The following is a 20,927-nucleotide window of genomic DNA, read 5'->3' as shown; positions in this document are numbered from 1 at the left end:
GGCTTCTCCGGATACACCGGCTTCACCGGAACCACCGGCTTCTCCGGATGGACCGGTTTCACCGGATACACGGGCTTCGCCGGATGAGCAGGGTACATGGGCTTCACCGGCGCGGCAGGCTTCGCCGGGTGAACCGGGTATGCGGGCTTCTCCGAATGATGCGGATAGCCGGCCTTCTTCGGGGCCGGCGGGTTGGGGGTGGTGTGGTCTTGGGCGTAGGCGGCTCCCGCGTTCGCCAGCGTGGTTGCGGCGAGCGCGGCGACTGTGGCGGCCGACGCCAGAACGTATCGCCGTCGCGGCGATGTCGTCATTCGTTCCACTCTCCTCGACTTGGGTCAGAGCTTTATGACGGCTGGTCAGTCCCAAGGGCTCGATAGTGGAATGATCAGGAAATCCGAGACATGAATAACGCTGCGGTGGCCATAAGCCACCGGATGGGGTAGTACAGGGCGCCAGTTGGCCCGGTCGGCGGCGACAATCCGGCGCAGGCCGATCCACCGCGGTGACATGCCACGCGCCGGTGCGGGGTAGTCGCGCTGCGACTTCGTCCACCGGCGACCCCAGGGAGGCGGACGCATGCTGATGGCACACCCCGCGGTGCTGAAGGACCTCATCGCCCAGTACGAGACCCTCACCCTCCTCGGGGCCGGGAAGAGCACCCCGCAGGCCCGGCAACGACTCGCGGACGTTTCGTACACGCTGTGCGTGGCCACCGGTACCGGGGACGCCGACATGGCCCTGATCGCGGCCCGGCACCGTCTGTCCGGGGCCCGGCCGGACGACGACTCCCTGCTGCAGGCGTCCGGTTCGCCGGAGGCGCCGTACGGTGTCTGACGCGAGCGAGGTGAGAGCCGTGGGACGGGCCGTCGGCCGTACCCTCCGCCGGCCGGCCTCGGCCCGCTGAACGCCGTTCTTCGTCGCCGTTGCTCCCGCGCGCCGGCGCCGCGCCCATGCCCGCGAACTCGTGGCTTCCCGCTTCTGGTCGACGGGACCTACCGGGCGGTATACAGGGCCGGTCGCATGCGTGCGGGGCCTTCGGTCCGCCCCGCGCGAGGTATCGGTCTCAGGGGGAGGACTCATGGCGAACGACACGCGTCCGGCGGGCGGTGCGAGAGGCCGGCGGCGGGCGGCCGTGCTGGGGGCGGCGCTCAGCGGTTGCGCCCTCGTCGCCGCCGGCACGACACCGGCCGCCGCGCAGCCCGCCGGACCCGGCCGCGGCCTCGGCTACGTGGCCCTCGGCGACTCCTACACCTCGGGCCCCGGCATCCCGCGCCAGGTGGACGCCGGCTGTGCCCGCTCCGACCACAATTACCCCTCGCTGGTGGCGGCACAGCGGCAGGTGACCGTCTTCACGGACGTCAGCTGCGCCGGAGCGACGACCGCCGAGATGTGGCGGGCGCAGGGCGGCAACCCGCCCCAGCTCGACGCGCTGGGGCGGGACACTGATCTGGTGACCGTTCAGATCGGCGGCAACGACGTCGGTTTTGGCTCGATCATCGCCACCTGCGCCCACCTGGCCGCCCAGGATCCGACGGGCGACCCCTGCGAGCGCGCCTACACGGCGTCCGGCTACGACGAGCTGGCCCTGGCCGTCCTGCGGACGGCACCGAAGGTCGACCGGGTGCTGCGGTCCGTGCACGCGAGGGCGCCGCACGCGCGCGTGGTGGTCGTCGGCTATCCGGACCTGCTGCCCGACGACGGCAGCGGGTGCTTCCCGCAGGTGCCCTTCGCGCAGCAGGACTTCGCCTACCTGCGCGACACCGAGAAGCGGCTCAACCTGATGCTGCGCGTGGTGGCCGGCCTCAACCGGGCCGAGTACGTCGACACCTACGGCCCCACGGTCGGGCACGACATGTGCAAGGCGCCCGCGGACCGCTGGATCGAACCGCTGCAGCCGGCCTCGCCCGCGGCCCCGGCGCACCCCAACGCCACGGGCGAGCAGGCCATGGCGCAGGCGGTCCTGGGCCGGCTGGACGGGCGGCACGGGCACGGCTGAACCTGCGGCGGCCACCGGGAACGCCCGTGCCGGGGGCCGCCGTACCCCGTCCGTCAGCCGCCGAGGGCGCCCAGCACCACGGCCTGGGCCTCCTCCTGCACGCGGGCGAGGTGGGCGGGGCCGAGGAAGGACTCGGCGTAGACCTTGTACACGTCCTCGGTGCCCGACGGGCGGGCCGCGAACCAGGCGTTGTCGGTGGTCACCTTGATGCCGCCGATCGCGGCGCCGTTGCCGGGCGCCTCGGTGAGCACGGCCGTGACCGCCTCTCCGGCGAGCGTGTCGGCGGTGACCTGAGCCGGGGACAGCTTGCCGAGCAGGGCCTTCTGTTCGCGGGTCGCGGGCGCGTCGGTGCGGGCGTAGGCGGGGGTGCCGAAGCGGGCGGTCAGACCGGCGTAGTGCTCCGACGGGGTGCGGTCCGTGACGGCCGTGATCTCGGAGGCGAGGAGCGCCAGGATGATGCCGTCCTTGTCGGTGGTCCACACCGAGCCGTCGCGGCGCAGGAAGGAGGCGCCCGCGGACTCCTCGCCGCCGAACCCGAGGGTGCCGCCGGCCAGCCCGTCCACGAACCACTTGAACCCGACCGGCACCTCGACCAGATGACGGCCGAGGTGGGCGGCCACCCGGTCGATCATGGTGGAGGACACCAGCGTCTTGCCGATGCCCGTCCCGGCGGGCCACTGCTCACGGTGCCGGTAGAGGTAGGAGATGGCGACCGCGAGGTAGTGGTTGGGGTTCATCAGGCCCCCGTCCGGGGTGACGATGCCGTGCCGGTCGGCGTCGGCGTCGTTGCCGGTGGCGATGCGGTACCGGTCGCGCTGCTCGATGAGCGAGGCCATCGCGTACGGCGAGGAGCAGTCCATGCGGATCCGGCCGTCCCAGTCCAGCGTCATGAAGCGCCAGGTGGGATCGGTGTGCGGGTTGACCACGGTGAGGTCGAGGCCGTGCTGTTCGGCGATGCGGCCCCAGTAGGCGACGGAGGCCCCGCCGAGCGGGTCGGCGCCGATGCGCACGCCGGCCGCGCGGATCGCGTCCAGGTCGAGCACGCTGGGCAGATCGCCGACGTAGGCGCCCAGGAAGTCGTACCGCCCGGTGGTGTCCGCGGCGAGGGCCCGGGTGTACGGCACCCGGCGCACGTCCTTCAGACCGCCCGTGATGATCTCGTTGGCCCGGTCCTGGATCCAGGAGGTGGCGTCGGAGGCCGCCGGGCCGCCGCTCGGCGGGTTGTACTTGAAGCCGCCGTCGGCGGGCGGATTGTGCGACGGCGTGACGACCACGCCGTCGGCGAGGCCCGAGGTGCGGCCCCGGTTGTGGGTGAGGATCGCGTGCGAGACGGCGGGGGTGGGCGTGTAGCCGTCGGCGCTGTCGATGAGCACGGTCACGCCGTTGGCGGCGAACACCTCCAGCGCGGTGACTTTCGCCGGCTCGGACAGAGCATGGGTGTCGGCGCCGAGGAAGAGGGGGCCGTCGGTGCCCTGGCCCGCGCGGTACTCGCAGATGGCCTGGCTGGTGGCGGCGATGTGGTCCTCGTTGAAGGCGCTCGCCAGGGACGAGCCCCGGTGCCCGGAGGTGCCGAACGCCACCCGCTGTGCCGGGTCGGCCGGGTCGGGGTGCAGTGCGTAGTACGCCGTGACCAGCCGGGCCACGTCGACAAGGTCCTCGGGACCGGCCGGCCGGCCGGCGCGCTCGTGCGGCATGGGTCCGCTCCTCCGCGTGGGTGTGGTCGATCGCTCACCGCCCATCTTTCCTCGTCAGGGGCCTGACACGCGAGTGGGCCCGCCCGTATGACCCGGTGCTCCGGTCTTCACGTCCTCCTGCCGCCCGGACCGGGCGCCTTCCCCGGACGGGTCCTCGCGCCGTGACCGCTTCCGCCGCCCGGGTGTCGGTGCTCTGCGTGTATGTGGTGACGGCCGCGATCGTGCTGTTCCTCGCGTGGTTCGCCCGCTGCCGGCGCAACGCCGAACTGCTCTCCCCCGGTGCGGTGCGCGGCTCGGCCTCGTGGGCCGTTCTCGCGTGGCTGCTACCGGGGGTCGACTTCTGGGCTCCGCGCAGGCTGCTGCTCGATGTGCAGCGCGCGAGCGGCCCGGCGGGCGCGCACCCGGGCCGTGGGGATGTCCTGGTGAACGTGTGGTGGGCGGCCTGGTTCGGGCACGGTGCTCTGTCCGTGTGGCGGTCATGAACCTGGCGGCGACACCTCGCTGCCGCTGCTCGTGGCGGTGCAGGGCCTCGACGTCCTCGCCGCCGTCCTGGCGGTCGCCCCGGTCCAGCGCATCACGGCGCGGCAGGCCGCCGGGCTGGGCTCGGGGCTCTGGGCGCCCGCGTCCGCCGACCTGCCGCAGACCTCATGACTCCGGCGCGTCAGCCGATGTGGTAACTGTCCCCGTAGACCTTCCAGTCGAGCGGCGTGTTCAGGTCGAGGTTGCCCTTGCGCAGGAACACCCGCTGCTCGGTGTCGACGCGGCTGGTGTCGCTGTGTGCCTCCTCCTGCTTCATGGCCCACACCCGGGCGTCGAGGAAGGCGTTGAGGTACGTCGTCTCGTTGCCGCCCTGCGCCGGGGGCTTGGCGCTGCGCAGGGCGCGCTTGCGTATGCTGCGGAAGCTGGTCGGGTCGTCGCCGTCACCGTGCATGACGAGGGCGTCGTAGTAGCAGAACTGGCCGAGGGCGCGCAGTCCGTCCGTCCTGCCCTGGGCGACAGCGGGGTTGAAGTAGACGCGGTCACGCTCGTCGTTCTGACACTGCTGGAAGACGGTGTCCTGGGCGGCCTTGCGCCAGTCCCTGGGGAAGTCCGGGTCGAGGCCGGCGTGCGAGTCGGTGCCGTTGACCCTGCGCAGGGCCGGGAGGTACGGGGCGAGGACGTTGCCGGGCTTTCGGTCGGTGTAGAGCTGGACCACATCGAGCATGTCGCCGGTGCCGGAGCAGAAGCCGATGATGCCGGCGGTGTAGCCGCGGCCGTCGCCGATGTCCTCGATGTACTTGTACTGGGCCTTCCAGTCGAGCGAGGAGTTCTCCGCGCTCGACACCAGTTCCATGGCGATCTCCTTCTTCGCCGGGTCGTCGAGGCCCGGCGCGGCCGCGGGGGCGGCGAGGGCCTGCTGGGTGCCCAGCAGGGCGCCGGAGGCGACGGCACCGAGTACGGCGACGACGGTCCGGCGGGAGAGGTGGGCGGGGGCCGCTGTTTCGGGGTGTTCGTGCACCACGGGGACTCCAAGAAGGGGTGGGGGGTGGCGAGTTGGTCCGCACCGCTAGCGATAGGAAAGTTTCCTATCAAATCCAGCGGGGCCCGGTAACCCGCATGCGAGAAGTTCGTAGGATCGGACAGCTCCCGGCGAGGGTCCGACCGGCTCAGTCGCGCCGCGCCCGCTCCCGGTCGCGGGTGAAGGCGTACAACTCCTCGGCGGCGAGGACCAGTTCGCGCCGCTCCTCCCGTGAACCGACCATCGGCTGCGAGCCCTTGAGCGGCACCTGGGCGCTCTCGGGAAGGAACGCGACGGTGAGCAGGCCGATGGCGCCCGCCAGCATCAGGTAGTACGCGGGCATCAGGTCGTCCCCGGTCGCGGTGACCAGCGCGGCCGTCACCAGCGGAGTGGTGCCGCCGAACGCGGCGACGGCGAGGTTGAAGCCGATACCCATCGCCGCATAGCGGACGGCGGTCGGGAACAGGGCGGGCAGCGTGGCCGCGCTCGGCGCGGCGTAGCACGCGAGCAGCGTGGACAGGAGCAGCACCCCGAGGATCGGCGGCCAGGTGCCGTGCGCCTTGATCAGCAGGAAGGCGGGCACGGCCAGCACGATCAGCGCGGCGGCGGCGACGGCGTAGACGGGCCGCCGGCCGACGCGGTCGCTGAGCCGGCCGAGGAAGGTGATCAGTACGACGATCCACAGCATGCCGACGAGCACCAGGACGTCCGCGGAGCCGCTGGGGCGGTTCAGGGTCTCGGTCTGATAGGTCGGCAGATAGCCGGTGACCATGTAGTTGGTGACGTTGTACAGCAGGACCAGGCCCATGCAGACCAGCAGCGAACGCCAGTGGTTGCGGACGATGTCCTTGAACTCGCTGCCCGCCGACTCCTGCACGAGGCTCTTCTCGTGGTCGTCCAGCTGCTGCTGGAAGGCCGGGGACTCCTCCAGCCGTAGCCGCATGTAGAGACCGGTCACCCCGAGCGGTCCGGCGATCAGGAACGGGACGCGCCAGCCCCAGGACAGCATCTGAGCATCCGTCAGGGCCAGGTGGAGCAGGGTGACCAGGGCCGAGCCGAGGGCGTAGCCGGCGAAGGTGCCGAAGTCGAGCCAGCTGGAGAGGAATCCGCGCCTGCGGTCCGGCGCGTACTCGGCGACGAAGGTGGTCGCGCCGCCGTACTCGCCGCCGGTGGAGAAGCCCTGCACCATGCGGGCCAGCAGGAGCAGGAGGGGCGCGGCGATGCCGATCGTGCCGTACCCGGGGATGACTCCGATGGCGAAGGTGCCGGCCGCCATCATGATCATGGTGGTGGCGAGCACCTTCTGCCGGCCGATCCGGTCGCCGAGCGGCCCGAAGACCAGACCGCCGAGCGGCCGGACGACGAAGGCCGCGGCGAAGGTCGCGAAGGAGGAGATGACCTGGGCGGCCGGGGAGGCGCCGGGGAAGAACACCTTGCCGATGGTGGCGGCGAGGTAGCTGTAGACGCCGAAGTCGAACCACTCCATGCAGTTGCCGAGCGCCGAGGCCCCGACGGCGCGCTTGAGCAGCGGGGGCTCGATGACCTGGACGTCGTCCTCGCCGAAGGCCCGTCGGCCCCGGCGGAGCCTGCGCGTCAGCTCCTCGCGGACCTGGCGGGGCAGCCGCGCGGCGGCCCGCGGCACCCCCGGCTCCTTCCGGTCGCCGTCCCGGCCGTCCGATGCCGCACCGCTCACGAGCGCCTCCTTCTGTCCCTCCAGTGATCACCGCCTGCCCCGAGGGCCGGCCCGGAAACGGACCCGAGTCTGGCACCGAGTGCCAAGGGCCCTGGACAGAAGGGAAAAGTAGGACATAATGGAGGTAGCTCGGACAGCGTTGTCATCGGGCGCGCACCGTCCCTTCCCCCTTTCCCTGCGTTCGTCCCGCGATTTCGAGGAGCCGCTCACCGCATGGCGTACGGAGCCCACCGCAGCCCTCTGCTGCCTCCCCACCCGGACCTGACACTCGCCCGTGACTGCGAGCAGTGCCTCGGCTGGGGAACGATCGTCACCCGCGACGGGGACCACGAACTGTGCCACACCTGCCAGCCCGCCCGCGGCGACGACGAGGACACCTCTCCCACCGCCTCCTGACCCACCCCGCTCCCCCACGGGTGCCGTGAGCTACGCGGGCCGACGAGCGGGGCGCTGATCGCGGCGACGTACCGTGGAGGCATGGCCGCCCCTCCCCTCCCGGGTCCGCTGGCGCATCTGGCACCGCTGCTCGGCCACTACGGCTACTGGGCCGTGGGGGCCGTGGTCTTCCTGGAGGACTTCGGGGTCCCCGCGCCCGGCGAGACGATCCTGCTGGCCGCGGGTGTGTACGCGGGCGCGGGGCGGCTGAACGTCGTCGTCGTGGCGGTCGTCGCGTTCGTCGCGGCCGTCGTCGGGGACAACGTCGGCTATCTGATCGGCCGGGTCGGCGGACGGGCCTTCGTGCACCGGTGGGGCCGGTACGTCTTTCTGACGCCGAAGCGCTTCGAGGCCGCCGAGGAGTTCTTCGGCCGGCACGGCGGCAAGATCGTGACCGTGGCCCGGTTCATCGAGGGGCTGCGCCAGGCCAACGGCATCATCGCCGGCACCACGGGCATGCACTGGCGCCGCTTCCTCGCCTTCAACGCGCTCGGCGCCGCGCTGTGGGTCGGTTTCTGGACGACCCTGTCCTACCTGGTGGGCAACCACATCACGACCGTCTACGACGAGGTCTCGCGTTACCAGCTCTACGTCCTGATCGCCGCCGCCGTCCTGGTCGCGGCCCTCGCCGTCCGGCACTTCGCACGACGACGGCACGAGCGCTGACCCGCCCCGGCCCGAGACCCCCGCCGTCGCCTGCTCATCGGCAGGCTGTGCGGGGCGTGGCCGCCCCGCGCGAGAGCCACCCGGCACTCCGGACGACCGGCCGGCTCCGGCCCGGCGGCCACATCCGGCACGGTCACCGCCGGCCGCGGCCTGCCACACCGCGGGGTGAGGCACCGTCCGCGCCCGGTATCGCCGGGCGGCACAGGACGCCCCAGCCCAGCCACAGCAGAGCGGGCCGGCGGTGGGGCCTGCCCGGCGGTCGGCGGTGCCGGATGCCCTGGGCGATGCCGAGCGTCCCGCCAGGACGAACCCGAGCCCCACGCTCGTCGGCCGTCGCCGCCGACGGGTCCCGCACGTCCGAGCACTCCGCCTAGGACGAGGTGCGGGTCGGCCGGGTCCTCGACGCGTCCGGTCCGGGGCGGTGGGCGTCGTCGTCGGGGCGCTCGTGGCCGCCGCGCAGGGCGGAGGCCAGCGCGGAGACCAGGGCCATGGCCGCGGCCACCGTGAAGACGATGGTCAGGCCGTGGTGGAAGGGGCCGGAAACCAGTTCCGGGAAGAAGGCGTGGCCCGTCAGGGTGGCCCGCTGGGCGGCGGTCAGGTGGTCCAGGGTGCCGCCGGAGCCGAGCAGATGCCCGATCGGGTTGTTGCCGAGGAACGTGGCGAACAGGGTGCTGACCGGCGGCAGCGCGGCCACCTCGTGCGCGGTCCCGGCGGGCACGCCGTGCGCCTCGAGCCCGCTGCCGAGCGTCTTCGGCAGGGTGCTCGCCAGGCCGGAGACCATCAGGGAGAAGAAGACGCCGATGGACAGGGCCGTGCCCGAGTTCTGGAAGGTGGCGCGCATACCGGAGGCCACGCCCCGGTAGCGGGCGGGCACGCTGCCCATGACGGAGGAGGTGTTCGGCGAGGAGAACATGCCCTGGCCCAGTCCGTTGAACAGCAGCAGGGTCGCGAAGACGCCGTAGTCGAAGTTCACCGGCAGGGCCAGCAGACCGAGGAAGGACGCGGCGACGATCACCAGTCCGGCGGTGGAGAAGACGCGGGCGCCGAACCGGTCGGACAGGTAGCCGGAGACCGGCCCGGCGACGAGGAAGCCGAGGGTGAGCGGCAGCATGAAGATGCCCGCCCACAGCGGGGTGTCCTCGAAGTCGTAGCCGTGCAGCGGCAGCCAGATGCCCTGCAGCCAGATGATCAGCATGAACTGGAGTCCGCCGCGGGCGATCGCGGTCAGCAGGGCGGCCAGATTCCCGGCGGCGAACGCCCGCACCCGGAACAGCGACAGCCGGAACATGGGCGCGGCGACCCGCGTCTCGACGCGGCAGAACACCAGCAGCAGGCACACGCCGCCGATCAGGCCCGCGAGTACCCAGGGGTTGGTCCAGCCGGTGGGGTGACCGCCGTAGGGCTGGATGCCGTAGGTGATGCCGGCGAGCAGGATGCCGGCACCGGAGGCGAAGGTGAGGTTGCCGAGCCAGTCGACGCGTCCGCGTCCGCCGGCCGAGGTCTCGCGCAGGCTCAGGTACGACCAGACGGTGCCGGTGACGCTGACCGGGACGCTCACCCAGAACACCGCGCGCCAGTCCACCGCGGCGAGCAGGCCGCCGGCGAGCAGGCCGAGGAACTGCCCGGCGAGCGCGGTGATCTGGTTGACGCCGAGGGCCATGCCGCGCTGCCGGGCCGGGAAGGCGTCGGTGAGGATGGCGGCCGAGTTGGCGGTGAGCATGGAGCCGCCGAAGGCCTGCACGACGCGCCACAGGATCAGCCAGAGCGCACCCGCGCCCGCCCGGAACGGGTCGAGGGAGAGGGCGACGGAGGCGCAGGCGAAGACGAGGAAGCCCAGGTTGTAGATCCGCACCCGGCCGAACATGTCGCCGAGCCGGCCCAGGACGACCACCAGCACGGCCGAGACCAGCAGATACCCGAGGATCATCCACAGCAGGTAGCCGATGTTGCCGGCCGCGAGCGGGTCGAGGCCGATCCCGCGGAAGATCGCCGGCAGGGAGATGATCACGATGGAGGCGTCCATCGTGGCGATGAGCACGCCGAGCGTGGTGTTCGAGAGGGCGACCCACTTGTAGCCGGGGCCCGCAGGGGTGTCCCGCAGCCGGGCGGAGCGGGCGGCCAGCCGGGCGCGCAGGCCCTGGGCCGGGGAGCCGTGCGGGGCGGGTGCGGGGCCGGTCACAGGCGTTCCGCCAGTCGGTCGAGCAGGGGCAGGACGTCGTACAGGGCCTGCCGCTCCTGCGGGGTGAACTCCTCCAGCGCGTGGGCGAGGCGCCCCACGGACTCCGAACGGCGCTGCTCCAGCATGGTCCGTCCGTGGTCGGTGATCGACACGATGGCCCGGCGGCCGTCGGCCGCGTCGGGACTGCGGCTCACCAGTCCGCGCTGTTCGAGTCCGGCGAGCGTGCCGGCCATCGCCTGGGGCCGGACGCGTTCCGACTCGGCGAGCGAGCCGGGCGAGTCCGGGCCGGTACGGGCCAGCCGGGCAAGCACGGAGACCTCGGACAGTGTGACGTCCCCGACCTCGTGCGCCTGCCGCAGCCGGCGGACGATCCGGCCCATGGCCAGCCGCAGCTCGGCGGCGAGTGCAACCGTGTCCATAAGTACTAACGATAGGTTTATCAGTTTGGACTGTTCAACCAAGCGTACGTAATCACGGGTCCGGTGGGCTGGTTTGGACCGCGGCCCAGCGGCAAGCCGACAGGGGACCGAAGCAAGCGAGAATGTGGGGATGTGACACCCGATGGCTGGCAACCAGAAGGCGAAGGCCAAGGCGGAGCAGGCCAAGGGGAAGGCCAAGGAGGCCGTGGGCCGCGCCGTCGGCAACGAGCGCATGGAGGCCGAGGGCCGTATGGAAGGCGCCCGGGGAGATGCCCGGCAGGCCAAGGAGAAGGCCAAGGACACCTTCAAGCACTGAATGCCGACCCTGACGGGCGGCCCCTCGGATTCCGGACGGGTCCGGGACGTCCAGCGGACGCTGGTGTCCCGGGCCCGTTCCGTCCGCCGCGCCGGTGACCTGGGACGCGTGTGCAACCGGAGGATTCCCGGCGGCCGTCCCTTTGCGCGACGGTCCAGCGGGTAACCGGGCAGGGACGGGCGGTCCCGGAGGGACAGGAAGGGATCCTGGCCCCGGACGAAAAGGGCAACGACGTATGGACATCCAGCACGCGACCACGCAGGACCGCCCCGCGACCCTGCGTTACAGCCGCACCTGGGGCACCGGCGCATCCCGCATCGGCGAGGCCAGGGACGCGGTCGCCGCCCTGCTGTCCCGGGTGCGACCCGCGCCCGCGCGGCGCTCGGTGCAGGATGCCCAGCTCGTCGTCAGCGAACTCGTCACCAACGCGGCCCAGCACGCGCCCGGCCCGTGCGCCCTGCGCCTGGAGCTGCTGCCGGGCGCGACCGCGCTGCGGATCACGGTGGCGGACACCTCCGCCGAGCCGCCCCGGCGGCGTCCTCCCGATCCCTGCCGGGTCGGCGGGCACGGGCTGCATCTCGTCGCGATGCTCTCCCGCGGCCTCGAAGTGACCTGGCTGCCCCACGGCAAGCAGGTCGCCGCCACCGTGCCGCTCACCGACGGGGAAACCGGCCCCTCGGTCAGCCGACCCTGATACCCACGATGCAGGTGTCGTCGTCGGTGTCCGACTTGCTGTAGGTGAGCAACCGGTCCAGCTGCTGGTCCAGGGGCGTCGGCGCCGAGCGCACCGTGTCCAGCAGATGGGACAGTGATTCCTCCACCGAACGGTCCCGGCGCTCGATCAGCCCGTCGGTGTACATCAGCAGGGTGTCCCCGGCGGCCAGTTGCTCCTCGGTCTCCTCGTACACCGCCTCCGGCAGGGCGCCCAGCAGCAGCCCCTTGAGCGCGGGCAGTGCGGTGGCGTCCCCCTCACGGACCAGCACCGGCGGAAGATGACCCGCGCGCGCCCAGCGCAGGGTCCGGCGCTCGCCGTCGTACAGGCCGCAGACGGCGGTGGCGGTGACGGCGCCCGTCAGATGGTGGGCGACGATGTTCAGCCAGGCCAGCAGCTGCGCCGGGCCGGCCCCGGTGACGGCGAGTCCGCGCAGCGCGTTGCGCAGAACGACCATGCTGGTGGCCGCCTCGATGCCGTGCCCGGCGACGTCCCCCACGCACAGCAGCACCAGCCCGGAGGGCAGCACGACGGCGTCGTACCAGTCGCCGCCGACCAGCTGCTCGGTCTCGGCCGGTCGGTAGCGCACCGCCACCTGCAGGCCGGGCACGCGCAGCGGTGCCTGGGCGGGCGGCATGATGGCGTGCTGGAGCTGGAGGGCGAGCCTGTTGCGTTCGTGGGCCTGCTGCTCGGTCTGGGCGAGCTGGTCGCGGGTCGCGGCCAGGGCGACCTCGGTCCAGTGCTGGGCCGAGATGTCCTGGTAGGCGCCGCGGACGACGAGCAGCTGACCGCAGGTGTCGAGGACCGGTTCGGCGACCACGCGGATGTGCCGGGTCACCCCGTCCGGACGCAGTAGCCGGAACGCGGCCGACGCCGGCCTGCGGTGGTGCAGCAGCGCGCGCAGGAAACGGCCGATGGCGACGGCGTCGTCGGGGTGAGCGTGGGCGGACAGGTCCTCCAGTGGGACCGGCGGGCTGGTGGTCGGGCGCCCGTACAGGTCGAACAGCTGGCCGTTCCAGGTGATCTCGCCGGTCAGCAGGTTCTCCTCGAAGCCGCCGATCCGCCCGAGCCGCTGGGCGTGCTGCAGCAGGCTGGCCAGCCGCGCGGCCTCGTCCTCGATGCGCCAGATGAGCAACACGCTGCAGCCGTGCCGGCTGATGCTGATGTCCGCGAGCGCGGAGAGCGGCACCTGGTCGACCAGCGCGGTGAGCCGCATACGACTGGCGCGGAACGGCTCGCCGGTGGCGTAGACCCGTTCCACGCGCTGGAACAGCTCGCTGGAGCCGGCGGCCATGGGGTAGGCCTCCAGCAGCAGGGCGCCCCCGACGACGGCCCGCGGACGGCCCGCGGGGTCGAGGAAGCGGCTGTTGACGTGCTGGATGCGGAAGTCGACGAGCTGCCCGGTGTGGTCGAGGTGCGGTACCAGGACCAGCGCCGGGTCGTGCAGGCCGTCCGCCAGGTCCATCAGCTCCACCACGTCGGGCAGCACCCGCGGCTCCTGCGTGGCCGCGGAGGGCAGCACGAAGGTGTCCAGGGTGTGCGCGCAGAGCTCGGCGAGCGCCTCCACCTGCCGTACCACCGGGCGCGGCAGCGGCTCCTCCGGCCCCGGCCAGGCGATCTCCAGGACGCCGTGGATCCGCCCGCCCGCACCCGCGGGTACGGCGATCCGGGCGCCGTCGGCGTAGTCCCGTCGGCCGATCGTGGGCAGCCCGGAGGCGGTGAGCGAGGGCAGCCACTGCCCGTCCGGCTCGGTCAGGCCGCGCCGGGCCACCGTGGCCACGTCGGGTGGGACGTAGTGCCAGCGGGCCGCCTCGCCCGCAGCGAATCCGGCGCTGCCCGCGAGGGTCAGCGAGCCGTCGGAGCCGGCCGCCCAGATCGCGACGGCGACCGCGCCGAGCGGGCGCAGGGCGTGGTCGAGCAGCGAGTCGGCCATCGCCTGGGTGTCATGCGCGGCGAGGACGCCGCTCTCGGCGGTGCGCAGCCGTACGGCGGCCGACTCATCGACCGGCCCGGCGGGGTCCGCGGCGACGGACAAGAACGCCTCGCTGACCTCCGTGACCCGGTCCCGGGCCGCCTGGTTGATGACGTCCACCGCGAACTCCAGCGGGGTCACCCGGGCCTGCTCGGCGAGTTCGGCGAGCTGACGGGCGGCCTGGGCGGGGCCGCAGCCCAGGCGCTCCACCAGGATGCCCTTGGCCAGCTCGATCAGCGCCCGGCCCTCGGCCTCCGCCTGCGCGGACCGCACCTCGCGGCGCAGCCGCTCCACGGTGGCGGCGAGCCTGCCCACCGGCGACATCTCCGGAACGTCGGCCGACACGGTGCCCTCGGGTGCGAGTGGAGCGGGCACACCGGCCGGTGCCTCCGCTCCGGAAGGCGGTTCATGACTGTTCACCGGCTCTGTACTCCTCGGCCTGCGGACGGGCGGGTAGGCGGTGCCGTCGCCGCCGTCATGCGGGGAGCCAGCGCCGGACGCAGGCGATGAGGTCATGGGTGTCCACCGGTTTTGTGACGTAGTCGCTGGCGCCGGAGGCGAGGCTCTTCTCCCGGTCACCCCGCATCGCCTTGGCGGTGACGGCGATGACCGGCAGGTCGGCGTACTGCGGCATCTTGCGGATCTCGGCCGTTGCCGTGTACCCGTCCATCTCGGGCATCATCACGTCCATCAGCACGAGTTCGACGTCCGGGTTGTTCACGAGCGTCTCGATGCCCTTGCGGCCATTGTCGGCGTGCAGGACGCGGAAGCCGTGCAGTTCGAGGATGCCGCTGAGCGCGAACAGGTTCCGCGCGTCGTCGTCCACGACGAGGACGGTGCGGCCGCGGGTGTGCTCGTCGGCGAAGTCCGCCGCCGCGTGCTGCGGTTCCTCGGTGCGGACCAGGGTGAGCACCTCGCCGGGCTCCTCGGCCGACAGATGCAGGGCGATCCGCTCCCGCAGTTCGTCCAGGCTGGACAGGTACTCCAGCGAGCCGCCCGGCTCACGGGCCGGGTGCTCGGCACGCAAGGAGCTGTGCACCAGCACGGGGACGCCCGAGAGAGCCGAGTCTGCGCGCAGTGCCTCGAGGAACCGGGCCGACTCCGCGTCCGGCAGGCCCAGGTCCACGACGACACAGTGGCAGGGCTCGGCGGCGAGGGCGCCGGCCGCCTCTTGGGCGCCGACCGCGGTGATGATGTCGACGGCCATGCCGGCACCGTTGTTGTGGCCGTGCCGGAGGTCGCCGACCACGCTCTCCGCGACGAGCGTCAGCAGGCCGCGCGGCCGGTCCTCCACGACCAGCAGCCGCCGCGCGCGCTGCCTCTTCATGGTGCCGAGCGGCGCCGCTGCCGTGACCTCTGCGCCGGTCGCTTCGCCCGTTCGCTCCGGTTCGGCCGCCTTCGGCGCCGTGCGTCCACCACGCAGCAACGCGTCGAAGTCGGGCCGGGCGACGGGCAGGAAGAGCGTGAAGGTGCTGCCCTTGCCCGATGTGCTGTCGACGGCGACGGCGCCGCCGAGCAGGTGGGCGATCTCCCGGGTGATGGACAGGCCGAGCCCGGTGCCGCCGTACTTGCGGCTCGTGGTGCCGTCCGCCTGCTGGAACGCACCGAAGACGGACTCCAGCTGCTGTTCCGGAATTCCGATACCGGTGTCCTTCACGCGGAACGCGACGACCGCGCCGCCGCGCATCACCTCCTCGGGTACCTCGTCGTCGGCAGCGGGCTCCACACGCAGCTCTACACTGCCCTGTTCGGTGAACTTCACCGCGTTGGACAGCAGGTTGCGCAGGATCTGCCGCAGCCGGGAGTCGTCGGTCAGCAGGTCGGCGGGTGCGCCGGCGGCCGTGCTGACGGTGAACTCAAGGCTTTTCTGCGAGGTCATGGGCCGGAAGGTGGCCTCGACGTACTCGAGCAGCTGCCTCAGCGACACCCTCTCGGGGGTGACGTCCATCTTGCCGGCCTCGACCTTGGACAGGTCAAGGATGTCGTTGATCAGCTGAAGCAGGTCCGAGCCGGCCGAATGGATGATACCCGCGTACTCCACCTGTTTCGGGGTGAGGTTGCGCGACGGGTTCTGGGCGAGCAGCTGGGCGAGGATGAGCAGGCTGTTGAGCGGGGTGCGCAGCTCGTGGCTCATGTTGGCGAGGAACTCGGACTTGTACTTGGACGCGAGCGACAATTGCTGGGCACGCGCCTCCAGTTCCTGCCGAGCCTGCTCGATCTGCAGGTTCTTCGCCTCGATGTCCCGGTTCTGCTCGGCCAGCAGCGAGGCCTTCTCCTCCAGTTCGGCGTTGGACTGCTGGAGTTCCTCCTGCCTGACCTGCAACTCCGCGGAGCGCGACTGCAGTTCACTGGTCAGCCGCTGCGACTCCTCAAGGAGTTCGTCGGTGCGGGCGTTGGCGACGATCGTGTTGACGTTGACGCCGATGGTGTCCACCAGCTGCTGCAGGAAGTCCCGCTGGACCGCGGTGAACGGGGTGACGGACGCCAGCTCGATGACGCCGAGGAGTTGCTCCTCGAACACGATGGGCAGCAGCAACAGCGCGGTGGGTTCGATCCGTCCGAGTCCGGACGAGATCGTGACGTAGCCGGGCGGCAGCTCCTCCACGGCGATGGTACGGCGGCTGCGCGCGACCTGGCCGACCAGGGAGCGGCCGAACGGGATGACGGCGGGCCGGGTGTCCTCCTCGGGCCGGCCGTAGGAGCCTACGAGCCGCAGCCCGGGTCCCGACGGACCGTCCTCGGCAAGGTAGAAGGCGCCGTACTGGGCCAGCACCAGGGGTGCCAGTTCGTCCATGATGAGTTCGGCGACGACGGGCAGGTCGCGGTGGCCCTGCATGAGGCCGGAGATCCGGGCGAGGTTCGTCTTCAGCCAGTCCTGTTCCTGGTTGGCCCGGGTGGTCTCGCGCAGGGACTCCACCATGGAGTTGATGTTGTCCTTGAGGTCGGCCACCTCGCCGGAGGCGTCGACGGTGATGGACCGGGTCAGGTCGCCCTCGGCGACGGCGCTGGCGACGTCGGCGATGGCGCGCACCTGCCGGGTGAGGTTCCCGGCGAGTTCGTTGACGTTCTCCGTGAGGCGCTTCCAGGTGCCGGAGACGCCCTCCACCTCGGCCTGACCGCCGAGCCGGCCCTCGGTGCCGACCTCGCGGGCCACCCGGGTCACCTCGTCGGCGAAGGCGGAGAGCTGGTCGACCATCGTGTTGATGGTGGTCTTCAGTTCGAGGATCTCGCCGCGCGCGTCGACGTCGATCTTCTTCGACAGATCGCCCTTGGCCACGGCTGTCGTCACCAGCGCGATGTTGCGCACCTGACCAGTGAGGTTGTTGGCCATGGAGTTGACGTTGTCGGTCAGGTCCTTCCAGGTGCCGGCCACGTTGGGCACGTGGGCCTGCCCGCCGAGCCTGCCCTCGGTGCCCACCTCGCGGGCCACGCGGGTGACTTCGTCGGCGAACGCCGACAGAGTGTCGACCATGGTGTTGATGACGTCGGCGAGGGCGGCGACCTCGCCCTTGGCCTCGACAGTGATCTTCTGCGAGAGGTCGCCCTTGGCGACGGCGGTGGCGACCTGGGCGATCGAACGGACCTGCCCGGTGAGGTTGGAGGCCATCACGTTGACGTTGTCGGTCAGGTCCTTCCAGGTGCCGGCGACCCCGCGCACCTGCGCCTGCCCGCCGAGCCGGCCCTCGGTACCGACCTCGCGGGCCACCCGGGTCACCTCGTCCGCAAAGGCCGAAAGCTGGTCCACCATCGTGTTGATGGTGTTCTTCAGCTCCAGAATCTCGCCGCGCGCGTCCACCGTGATCTTCTGCGACAGGTCACCCTGCGCCACGGCGGTGGCCACCTGGGCCACGTTGCGCACCTGGGCCGTCAGGTTCCCGGCCATGAAGTTCACCGAGTCCGTCAGGTCCCGCCAGGTGCCCTTGACGCCCTTGACGTCCGCCTGGCCGCCCAGCCGGCCCTCGGTACCGACCTCGCGGGCCACCCGGGTCACCTCGTCCGCAAAGGCCGAAAGCTGGTCCACCATCGTGTTGATGGTGTTCTTCAGCTCCAGGATCTCGCCGCGCGCGTCCACCGTGATCTTCTGCGACAGGTCACCCTGGGCGACGGCCGTTGTCACCTGGGCGACATTGCGCACCTGAGCGGTGAGATTCCCGGCCATGAAGTTCACCGAGTCCGTCAGGTCCCGCCAGACGCCGGCGACGCCGGGAACCTGGGCCTGTCCGCCGAGCCGGCCCTCGGTGCCCGCCTCGCGGGCCACCCGGGTCACCTCGTCCGCAAAGGCCGAAAGCTGATCGACCATCGTGTTGACGGTCTCCTTCAGCTGAAGGATCTCGCCACGCGCGTCGACGTCGATCTTCTGGGACAGGTCGCCCTTGGCCACCGCCGTGGCGACCTGGGCGATGTCACGGACCTGGGTGGTGAGATTACCCGCCATCGCGTTGACGGAGTCGGTCAGGTCGGCCCAGGTGCCGGAGACCCCGGGCACCAACGCCTGTCCGCCGAGGGTGCCCTCGGTGCCCACCTCGCGGGCCACGCGGGTGACTTCGGAGGTGAACACGGACAACTGGTCGACCATGCCGTTGAAGACGGTGGCGATGTCCCCCATGAGCCCGGTGGAGTCGTCCGGCAACCGGGTGCCGAAGTCTCCGTCGCGCACCGCGGTCAGCCCCGCGAGCAGTCTTCTCAGTTCCTCTTCACCCGGGACCACGTCCGTCGTCCCACTAGCCCTGCCGGCCATGCGCACCCTCGTTCCACTCCCCAGGAGCCCTCGTGCGGAAGGCTCGGAACCACTGCCGGGCACACGGCCTGACCCGACGGCTGGCATGTGCATTTCCGCAGTTCACGGACGTGCACGATGAGAAAATACGCCGCAGGTTAACGCGGCTGCACCGGCTCGGACAAAGCATTCGGCCAACCTTCGACGATCACGAAAATCACCCGGGGAGACGGGAATGAGGCCGGGTCAGCCGGGTAGCCGAAGAGGTTTGGGCTGGGCGAGCACGCCGCGGCCCAGACCGACGCGACCGTTTCGGGCGAGCGTCGCAGGGGCACCCGTGCCAGGCTCAATACAGAGCACCGGGAAAGAGGGGTCCGGCACGCGCGGAAGGCGGGCGCGGTGGCGGTGTCCGAGGCGGGCGTCTGGCTGACGTTCTTCTTCCACCCGGACATGGCGCAACGGCCGTACACCGGCTCGTATCTGCCGCTGCGCGGCCCGATGACCTCCGAGGCGTAGGCGCCGGTGCTGCACACCGGCTTCGGCCTGCGTGCGAGCGGCGTCGGGCGAGGTACCCGAGGAGGGATGAGTGAGGAGGTGCGGGGATGAGCGAGGGCGACGAGGTCCGCGGAAACCTGCTGTACGGCCCACAGGCGGACGTGGCCGGCGCCTCCGGCTATCCGGACGCCCCGCCGCGGATGGGCTTCTTCACGGACACCTCGGTGTGCATCGGCTGCAAGGCGTGCGAGGTGGCCTGCAAGGAGTGGAACGCCATCCCTGAGGACGGCCTCGAACTGACCGGTATGTCCTACGACAACACCCAGAGCCTGGGCGCCGGCACCTGGCGGCACGTGGCCTTCATCGAGCAGCGCAAACCGTTCGGCGGGCAGGAGCCCGGGGTGGCGCACGAGGACGTCGACGTGTTCGCCGCCGCAGCGCGCCTCGGCACCGACGCCGCCTCCCCCGGCCCCGGCGCCACCGCTCCCCCGCCCGGCCCGCCCCCCGAGGGCGCGCCCGCCGGGCAGATCTCGCCCCTCTCGCCCGACGGCCGCACCGAGCTGCGCTGGCTGATGGCCTCGGACGTGTGCAAGCACTGCACGCACGCCGCCTGCCTGGACGTGTGCCCGACCGGGGCGCTGTTCCGCACCGAGTTCGGCACGGTCGTCGTCCAGGAGGACATCTGCAACGGCTGCGGCTACTGCGTCCCCGCCTGCCCGTACGGCGTCATCGACCAGCGCAAGGACGACGGCCGGGTGTGGAAGTGCACGCTGTGCTACGACCGGCTCGGCGTCGGCATGGAGCCCGCCTGCGCCAAGTCCTGCCCCACGGACTCCATCCAGTTCGGCCCGCTGGAGGAACTGCGCGAGCGGGCCCGGGACCGGGTGGCGCAGCTGCGCGCGGCCGGTGTGACCGACGCCCGGCTGTACGGCGAGAACCCCGAGGACGGGGTCGGCGGCGACGGTGCGTTCTTTCTGCTGCTGGACGACCCGGAGGTCTACGGCCTGCCCCCGGACCCGGTGGTCACCACCCGGGACCTGCCCGACATGTGGCGGCACGCGGCCCTGGCCGCCGCCTCCCTGGCCGCCCTCGCCCTCGGCAGTTTCGTTCGGAGGCCGCGATGAGCGAGCCGGACGTGTCGCGGAACGGCGTCCAGGGCGCGCGGCCCGGCCGCAAGGCCCCGACGGGCGCCCAGGCGGGTCGCCGCCTGCGTCGGCGCGGGCGGGGCGAGCAGCCGATGGTGCCGGACGCCACGTTCTCGTCGTACTACGGCAAGCCGGTGCTGAACAAGCCGACGTGGAAGCCCCTGGACATCGCGGGCTATCTCTACCTGGGCGGCCTGGCCGGGGCGTCCTCGCTGCTCGCGGCCGGGGGCCAGGTGACCGGCCGGCCGGGGCTCGCGGCACCGGCGAAGCTCGGGGCGGCCGGGGCGATCTCGCTGTCGCTGGCCGCGCTGGTGCACGACCTGGGCCGCCCGGCGCGCTTCCTGAACATGCTGCGGGTCCTCAAGCCGACCTCCCCGATGAGCGTGGGCTCGTGGCTGCTGGCGGGGTACGCGCCGCTGACGCTGACCGCGGCGGCCACCGAGGTGACGGGCCGCTACCGGCTGCTGGGCGCGGCGGCGACAGCGGTCGGCGCCGTCCTCGGCCCGGCGGTGGCGACGTACACCGCGGTGCTGCTCTCGGACACGGCGGTGCCTTCCTGGCACGAGGGCTACCGCGAACTGCCGTTCGTCTTCGCCGGCTCCGCCGCCACGGCCGCGTCCGGTCTGGCCCTGGCGGCGGCTCCGACGGCCCAGGCGGAGCCCGCCCGCCGGATGGCCGCCCTCGGCGCCGCTGTGGAACTGGGTGCCTTCCGGACGATGAAGCGGCGCATGGGCCTGACGGCCGAGCCCTTCGAGCAGGGCAGGCCGCGTCTGTTGCTGCGCACGGCGGAACTGCTGACGGCGGGCGGCGCGGTCCTCGCCCTGTTCGGCGGACGGGACCGGCGCCTCGCCCTGGCGGCTGGGGCCGCCCTGCTCACCGGCTCGGCCGCGCTGCGCTTCGGCGTGTTCCACGCCGGGGTGGCCTCCGCCGAGGACCCCAAGTACACGGTCGTACCGCAGCGGGAGCGGCTCGCCGCGCGCGGCCGTTGAG

At 72.0% G+C, this 20,927-nt stretch carries 17 protein-coding genes and 1 pseudogene; 10 read left to right on the top strand and 8 right to left on the bottom strand.

What is annotated here, in order from left to right; translation table 11 throughout:
- Positions 1–311 (bottom strand): annotated as a pseudogene (locus ABT171_RS08660) (hypothetical protein); the annotation flags it as partial.
- A 265-nt stretch (positions 312–576) separates the two neighbouring features.
- Between ABT171_RS08660 and ABT171_RS08655 the strand changes: the two are divergent.
- The gene (locus tag ABT171_RS08655; protein WP_351241259.1) at positions 577–834 is read left to right on the top strand and encodes a DUF5133 domain-containing protein; all 258 of its coding nucleotides are present in this window, start codon (positions 577–579) and stop codon (positions 832–834) included.
- A 244-nt stretch (positions 835–1,078) separates the two neighbouring features.
- Positions 1,079–1,996 (top strand): SGNH/GDSL hydrolase family protein, encoded by a 918-nt coding sequence (locus ABT171_RS08650; RefSeq protein WP_351241257.1) that lies wholly within the window; start codon positions 1,079–1,081, stop codon positions 1,994–1,996.
- 53 nt (positions 1,997–2,049) lie between these two features.
- Here the strand turns inward: ABT171_RS08650 and pgm are convergent, their stop codons facing one another.
- Entirely contained in the window at positions 2,050–3,690 is a 1,641-nt protein-coding gene (gene pgm, locus ABT171_RS08645) for a phosphoglucomutase (alpha-D-glucose-1,6-bisphosphate-dependent) (protein ID WP_351241255.1), read from the bottom strand.
- A gap of 161 nt (positions 3,691–3,851) precedes the next feature.
- Here pgm and ABT171_RS08640 point away from each other — a divergent pair, with 161 nt between their 5' ends.
- Positions 3,852–4,172, top strand: coding sequence for a DUF4328 domain-containing protein (locus ABT171_RS08640; protein ID WP_351241253.1), 321 nt, complete (start codon positions 3,852–3,854; stop codon positions 4,170–4,172).
- The gene (locus ABT171_RS08635; protein ID WP_351241251.1) at positions 4,147–4,341 is read left to right on the top strand and encodes a hypothetical protein; all 195 of its coding nucleotides are present in this window, start codon (positions 4,147–4,149) and stop codon (positions 4,339–4,341) included. Before ABT171_RS08640 ends, ABT171_RS08635 begins: the two co-directional genes overlap by 26 nt.
- A gap of 10 nt (positions 4,342–4,351) precedes the next feature.
- Here the strand turns inward: ABT171_RS08635 and ABT171_RS08630 are convergent, their stop codons facing one another.
- Together ABT171_RS08630 and ABT171_RS08625 are read right to left on the bottom strand one after the other, a co-directional pair.
- Entirely contained in the window at positions 4,352–5,191 is an 840-nt protein-coding gene (locus ABT171_RS08630) for a chitosanase (RefSeq protein WP_351241249.1), read from the bottom strand.
- 145 nt (positions 5,192–5,336) lie between these two features.
- On the bottom strand, positions 5,337–6,881 hold the full coding sequence (locus tag ABT171_RS08625; RefSeq protein WP_503074475.1) for an MFS transporter: 1,545 nt from the start codon (positions 6,879–6,881) through the stop codon (positions 5,337–5,339).
- Between the two features lie 213 nt (positions 6,882–7,094).
- Between ABT171_RS08625 and ABT171_RS08620 the strand changes: the two genes are divergently transcribed.
- Positions 7,095–7,277 (top strand): hypothetical protein, encoded by a 183-nt coding sequence (locus tag ABT171_RS08620; protein WP_351241247.1) that lies wholly within the window; start codon positions 7,095–7,097, stop codon positions 7,275–7,277.
- Positions 7,278–7,358: 81 nt separating this feature from the next.
- On the top strand, positions 7,359–7,982 hold the full coding sequence (locus ABT171_RS08615; RefSeq protein WP_351241245.1) for a DedA family protein: 624 nt from the start codon (positions 7,359–7,361) through the stop codon (positions 7,980–7,982).
- A gap of 370 nt (positions 7,983–8,352) precedes the next feature.
- Here the strand turns inward: ABT171_RS08615 and ABT171_RS08610 are convergent, their stop codons facing one another.
- Together ABT171_RS08610 and ABT171_RS08605 are read right to left on the bottom strand one after the other, a co-directional pair.
- Positions 8,353–10,005, bottom strand: coding sequence for an MFS transporter (locus ABT171_RS08610; RefSeq protein ID WP_503074626.1), 1,653 nt, complete (start codon positions 10,003–10,005; stop codon positions 8,353–8,355).
- A gap of 152 nt (positions 10,006–10,157) precedes the next feature.
- Complete coding sequence (locus ABT171_RS08605) at positions 10,158–10,580, bottom strand: MarR family winged helix-turn-helix transcriptional regulator (RefSeq protein ID WP_351241243.1); 423 nt, start codon at positions 10,578–10,580, stop codon at positions 10,158–10,160.
- A 142-nt stretch (positions 10,581–10,722) separates the two neighbouring features.
- Between ABT171_RS08605 and ABT171_RS08600 the strand changes: the two genes are divergently transcribed.
- Both ABT171_RS08600 and ABT171_RS08595 read left to right on the top strand, forming a co-directional pair.
- On the top strand, positions 10,723–10,896 hold the full coding sequence (locus ABT171_RS08600; RefSeq protein ID WP_351241241.1) for a CsbD family protein: 174 nt from the start codon (positions 10,723–10,725) through the stop codon (positions 10,894–10,896).
- 235 nt (positions 10,897–11,131) lie between these two features.
- On the top strand, positions 11,132–11,590 hold the full coding sequence (locus ABT171_RS08595) for an ATP-binding protein (protein ID WP_351241239.1): 459 nt from the start codon (positions 11,132–11,134) through the stop codon (positions 11,588–11,590).
- Here ABT171_RS08595 and ABT171_RS08590 read toward each other — a convergent pair.
- Both ABT171_RS08590 and ABT171_RS08585 read right to left on the bottom strand, forming a co-directional pair.
- Complete coding sequence (locus ABT171_RS08590; protein WP_503074466.1) at positions 11,577–14,000, bottom strand: SpoIIE family protein phosphatase; 2,424 nt, start codon at positions 13,998–14,000, stop codon at positions 11,577–11,579. The two genes, ABT171_RS08595 and ABT171_RS08590, sit on opposite strands and share 14 nt — an antisense overlap.
- A 55-nt stretch (positions 14,001–14,055) precedes the next feature.
- Complete coding sequence (locus tag ABT171_RS08585) at positions 14,056–18,318, bottom strand: HAMP domain-containing protein (RefSeq protein WP_351241237.1); 4,263 nt, start codon at positions 18,316–18,318, stop codon at positions 14,056–14,058.
- Between the two features lie 581 nt (positions 18,319–18,899).
- Between ABT171_RS08585 and ABT171_RS08580 the strand changes: the two genes are divergently transcribed.
- Positions 18,900–19,916, top strand: a complete 1,017-nt coding sequence (locus ABT171_RS08580) for a 4Fe-4S dicluster domain-containing protein (RefSeq protein WP_351241235.1) — start codon at positions 18,900–18,902, stop codon at positions 19,914–19,916.
- Complete coding sequence (gene nrfD, locus ABT171_RS08575) at positions 19,913–20,926, top strand: NrfD/PsrC family molybdoenzyme membrane anchor subunit (RefSeq protein WP_351241233.1); 1,014 nt, start codon at positions 19,913–19,915, stop codon at positions 20,924–20,926. Before ABT171_RS08580 ends, nrfD begins: the two co-directional genes overlap by 4 nt.
- Position 20,927 lies beyond the last annotated feature (1 nt).

Source organism: Streptomyces sp. NPDC001851, from assembly GCF_040297165.1.
Classification (GTDB): domain Bacteria; phylum Actinomycetota; class Actinomycetes; order Streptomycetales; family Streptomycetaceae; genus Streptomyces.
The sequence above is the reverse complement of the archived record's forward strand: the minus strand, read 5'-3'. Positions and strand labels throughout refer to the sequence as shown.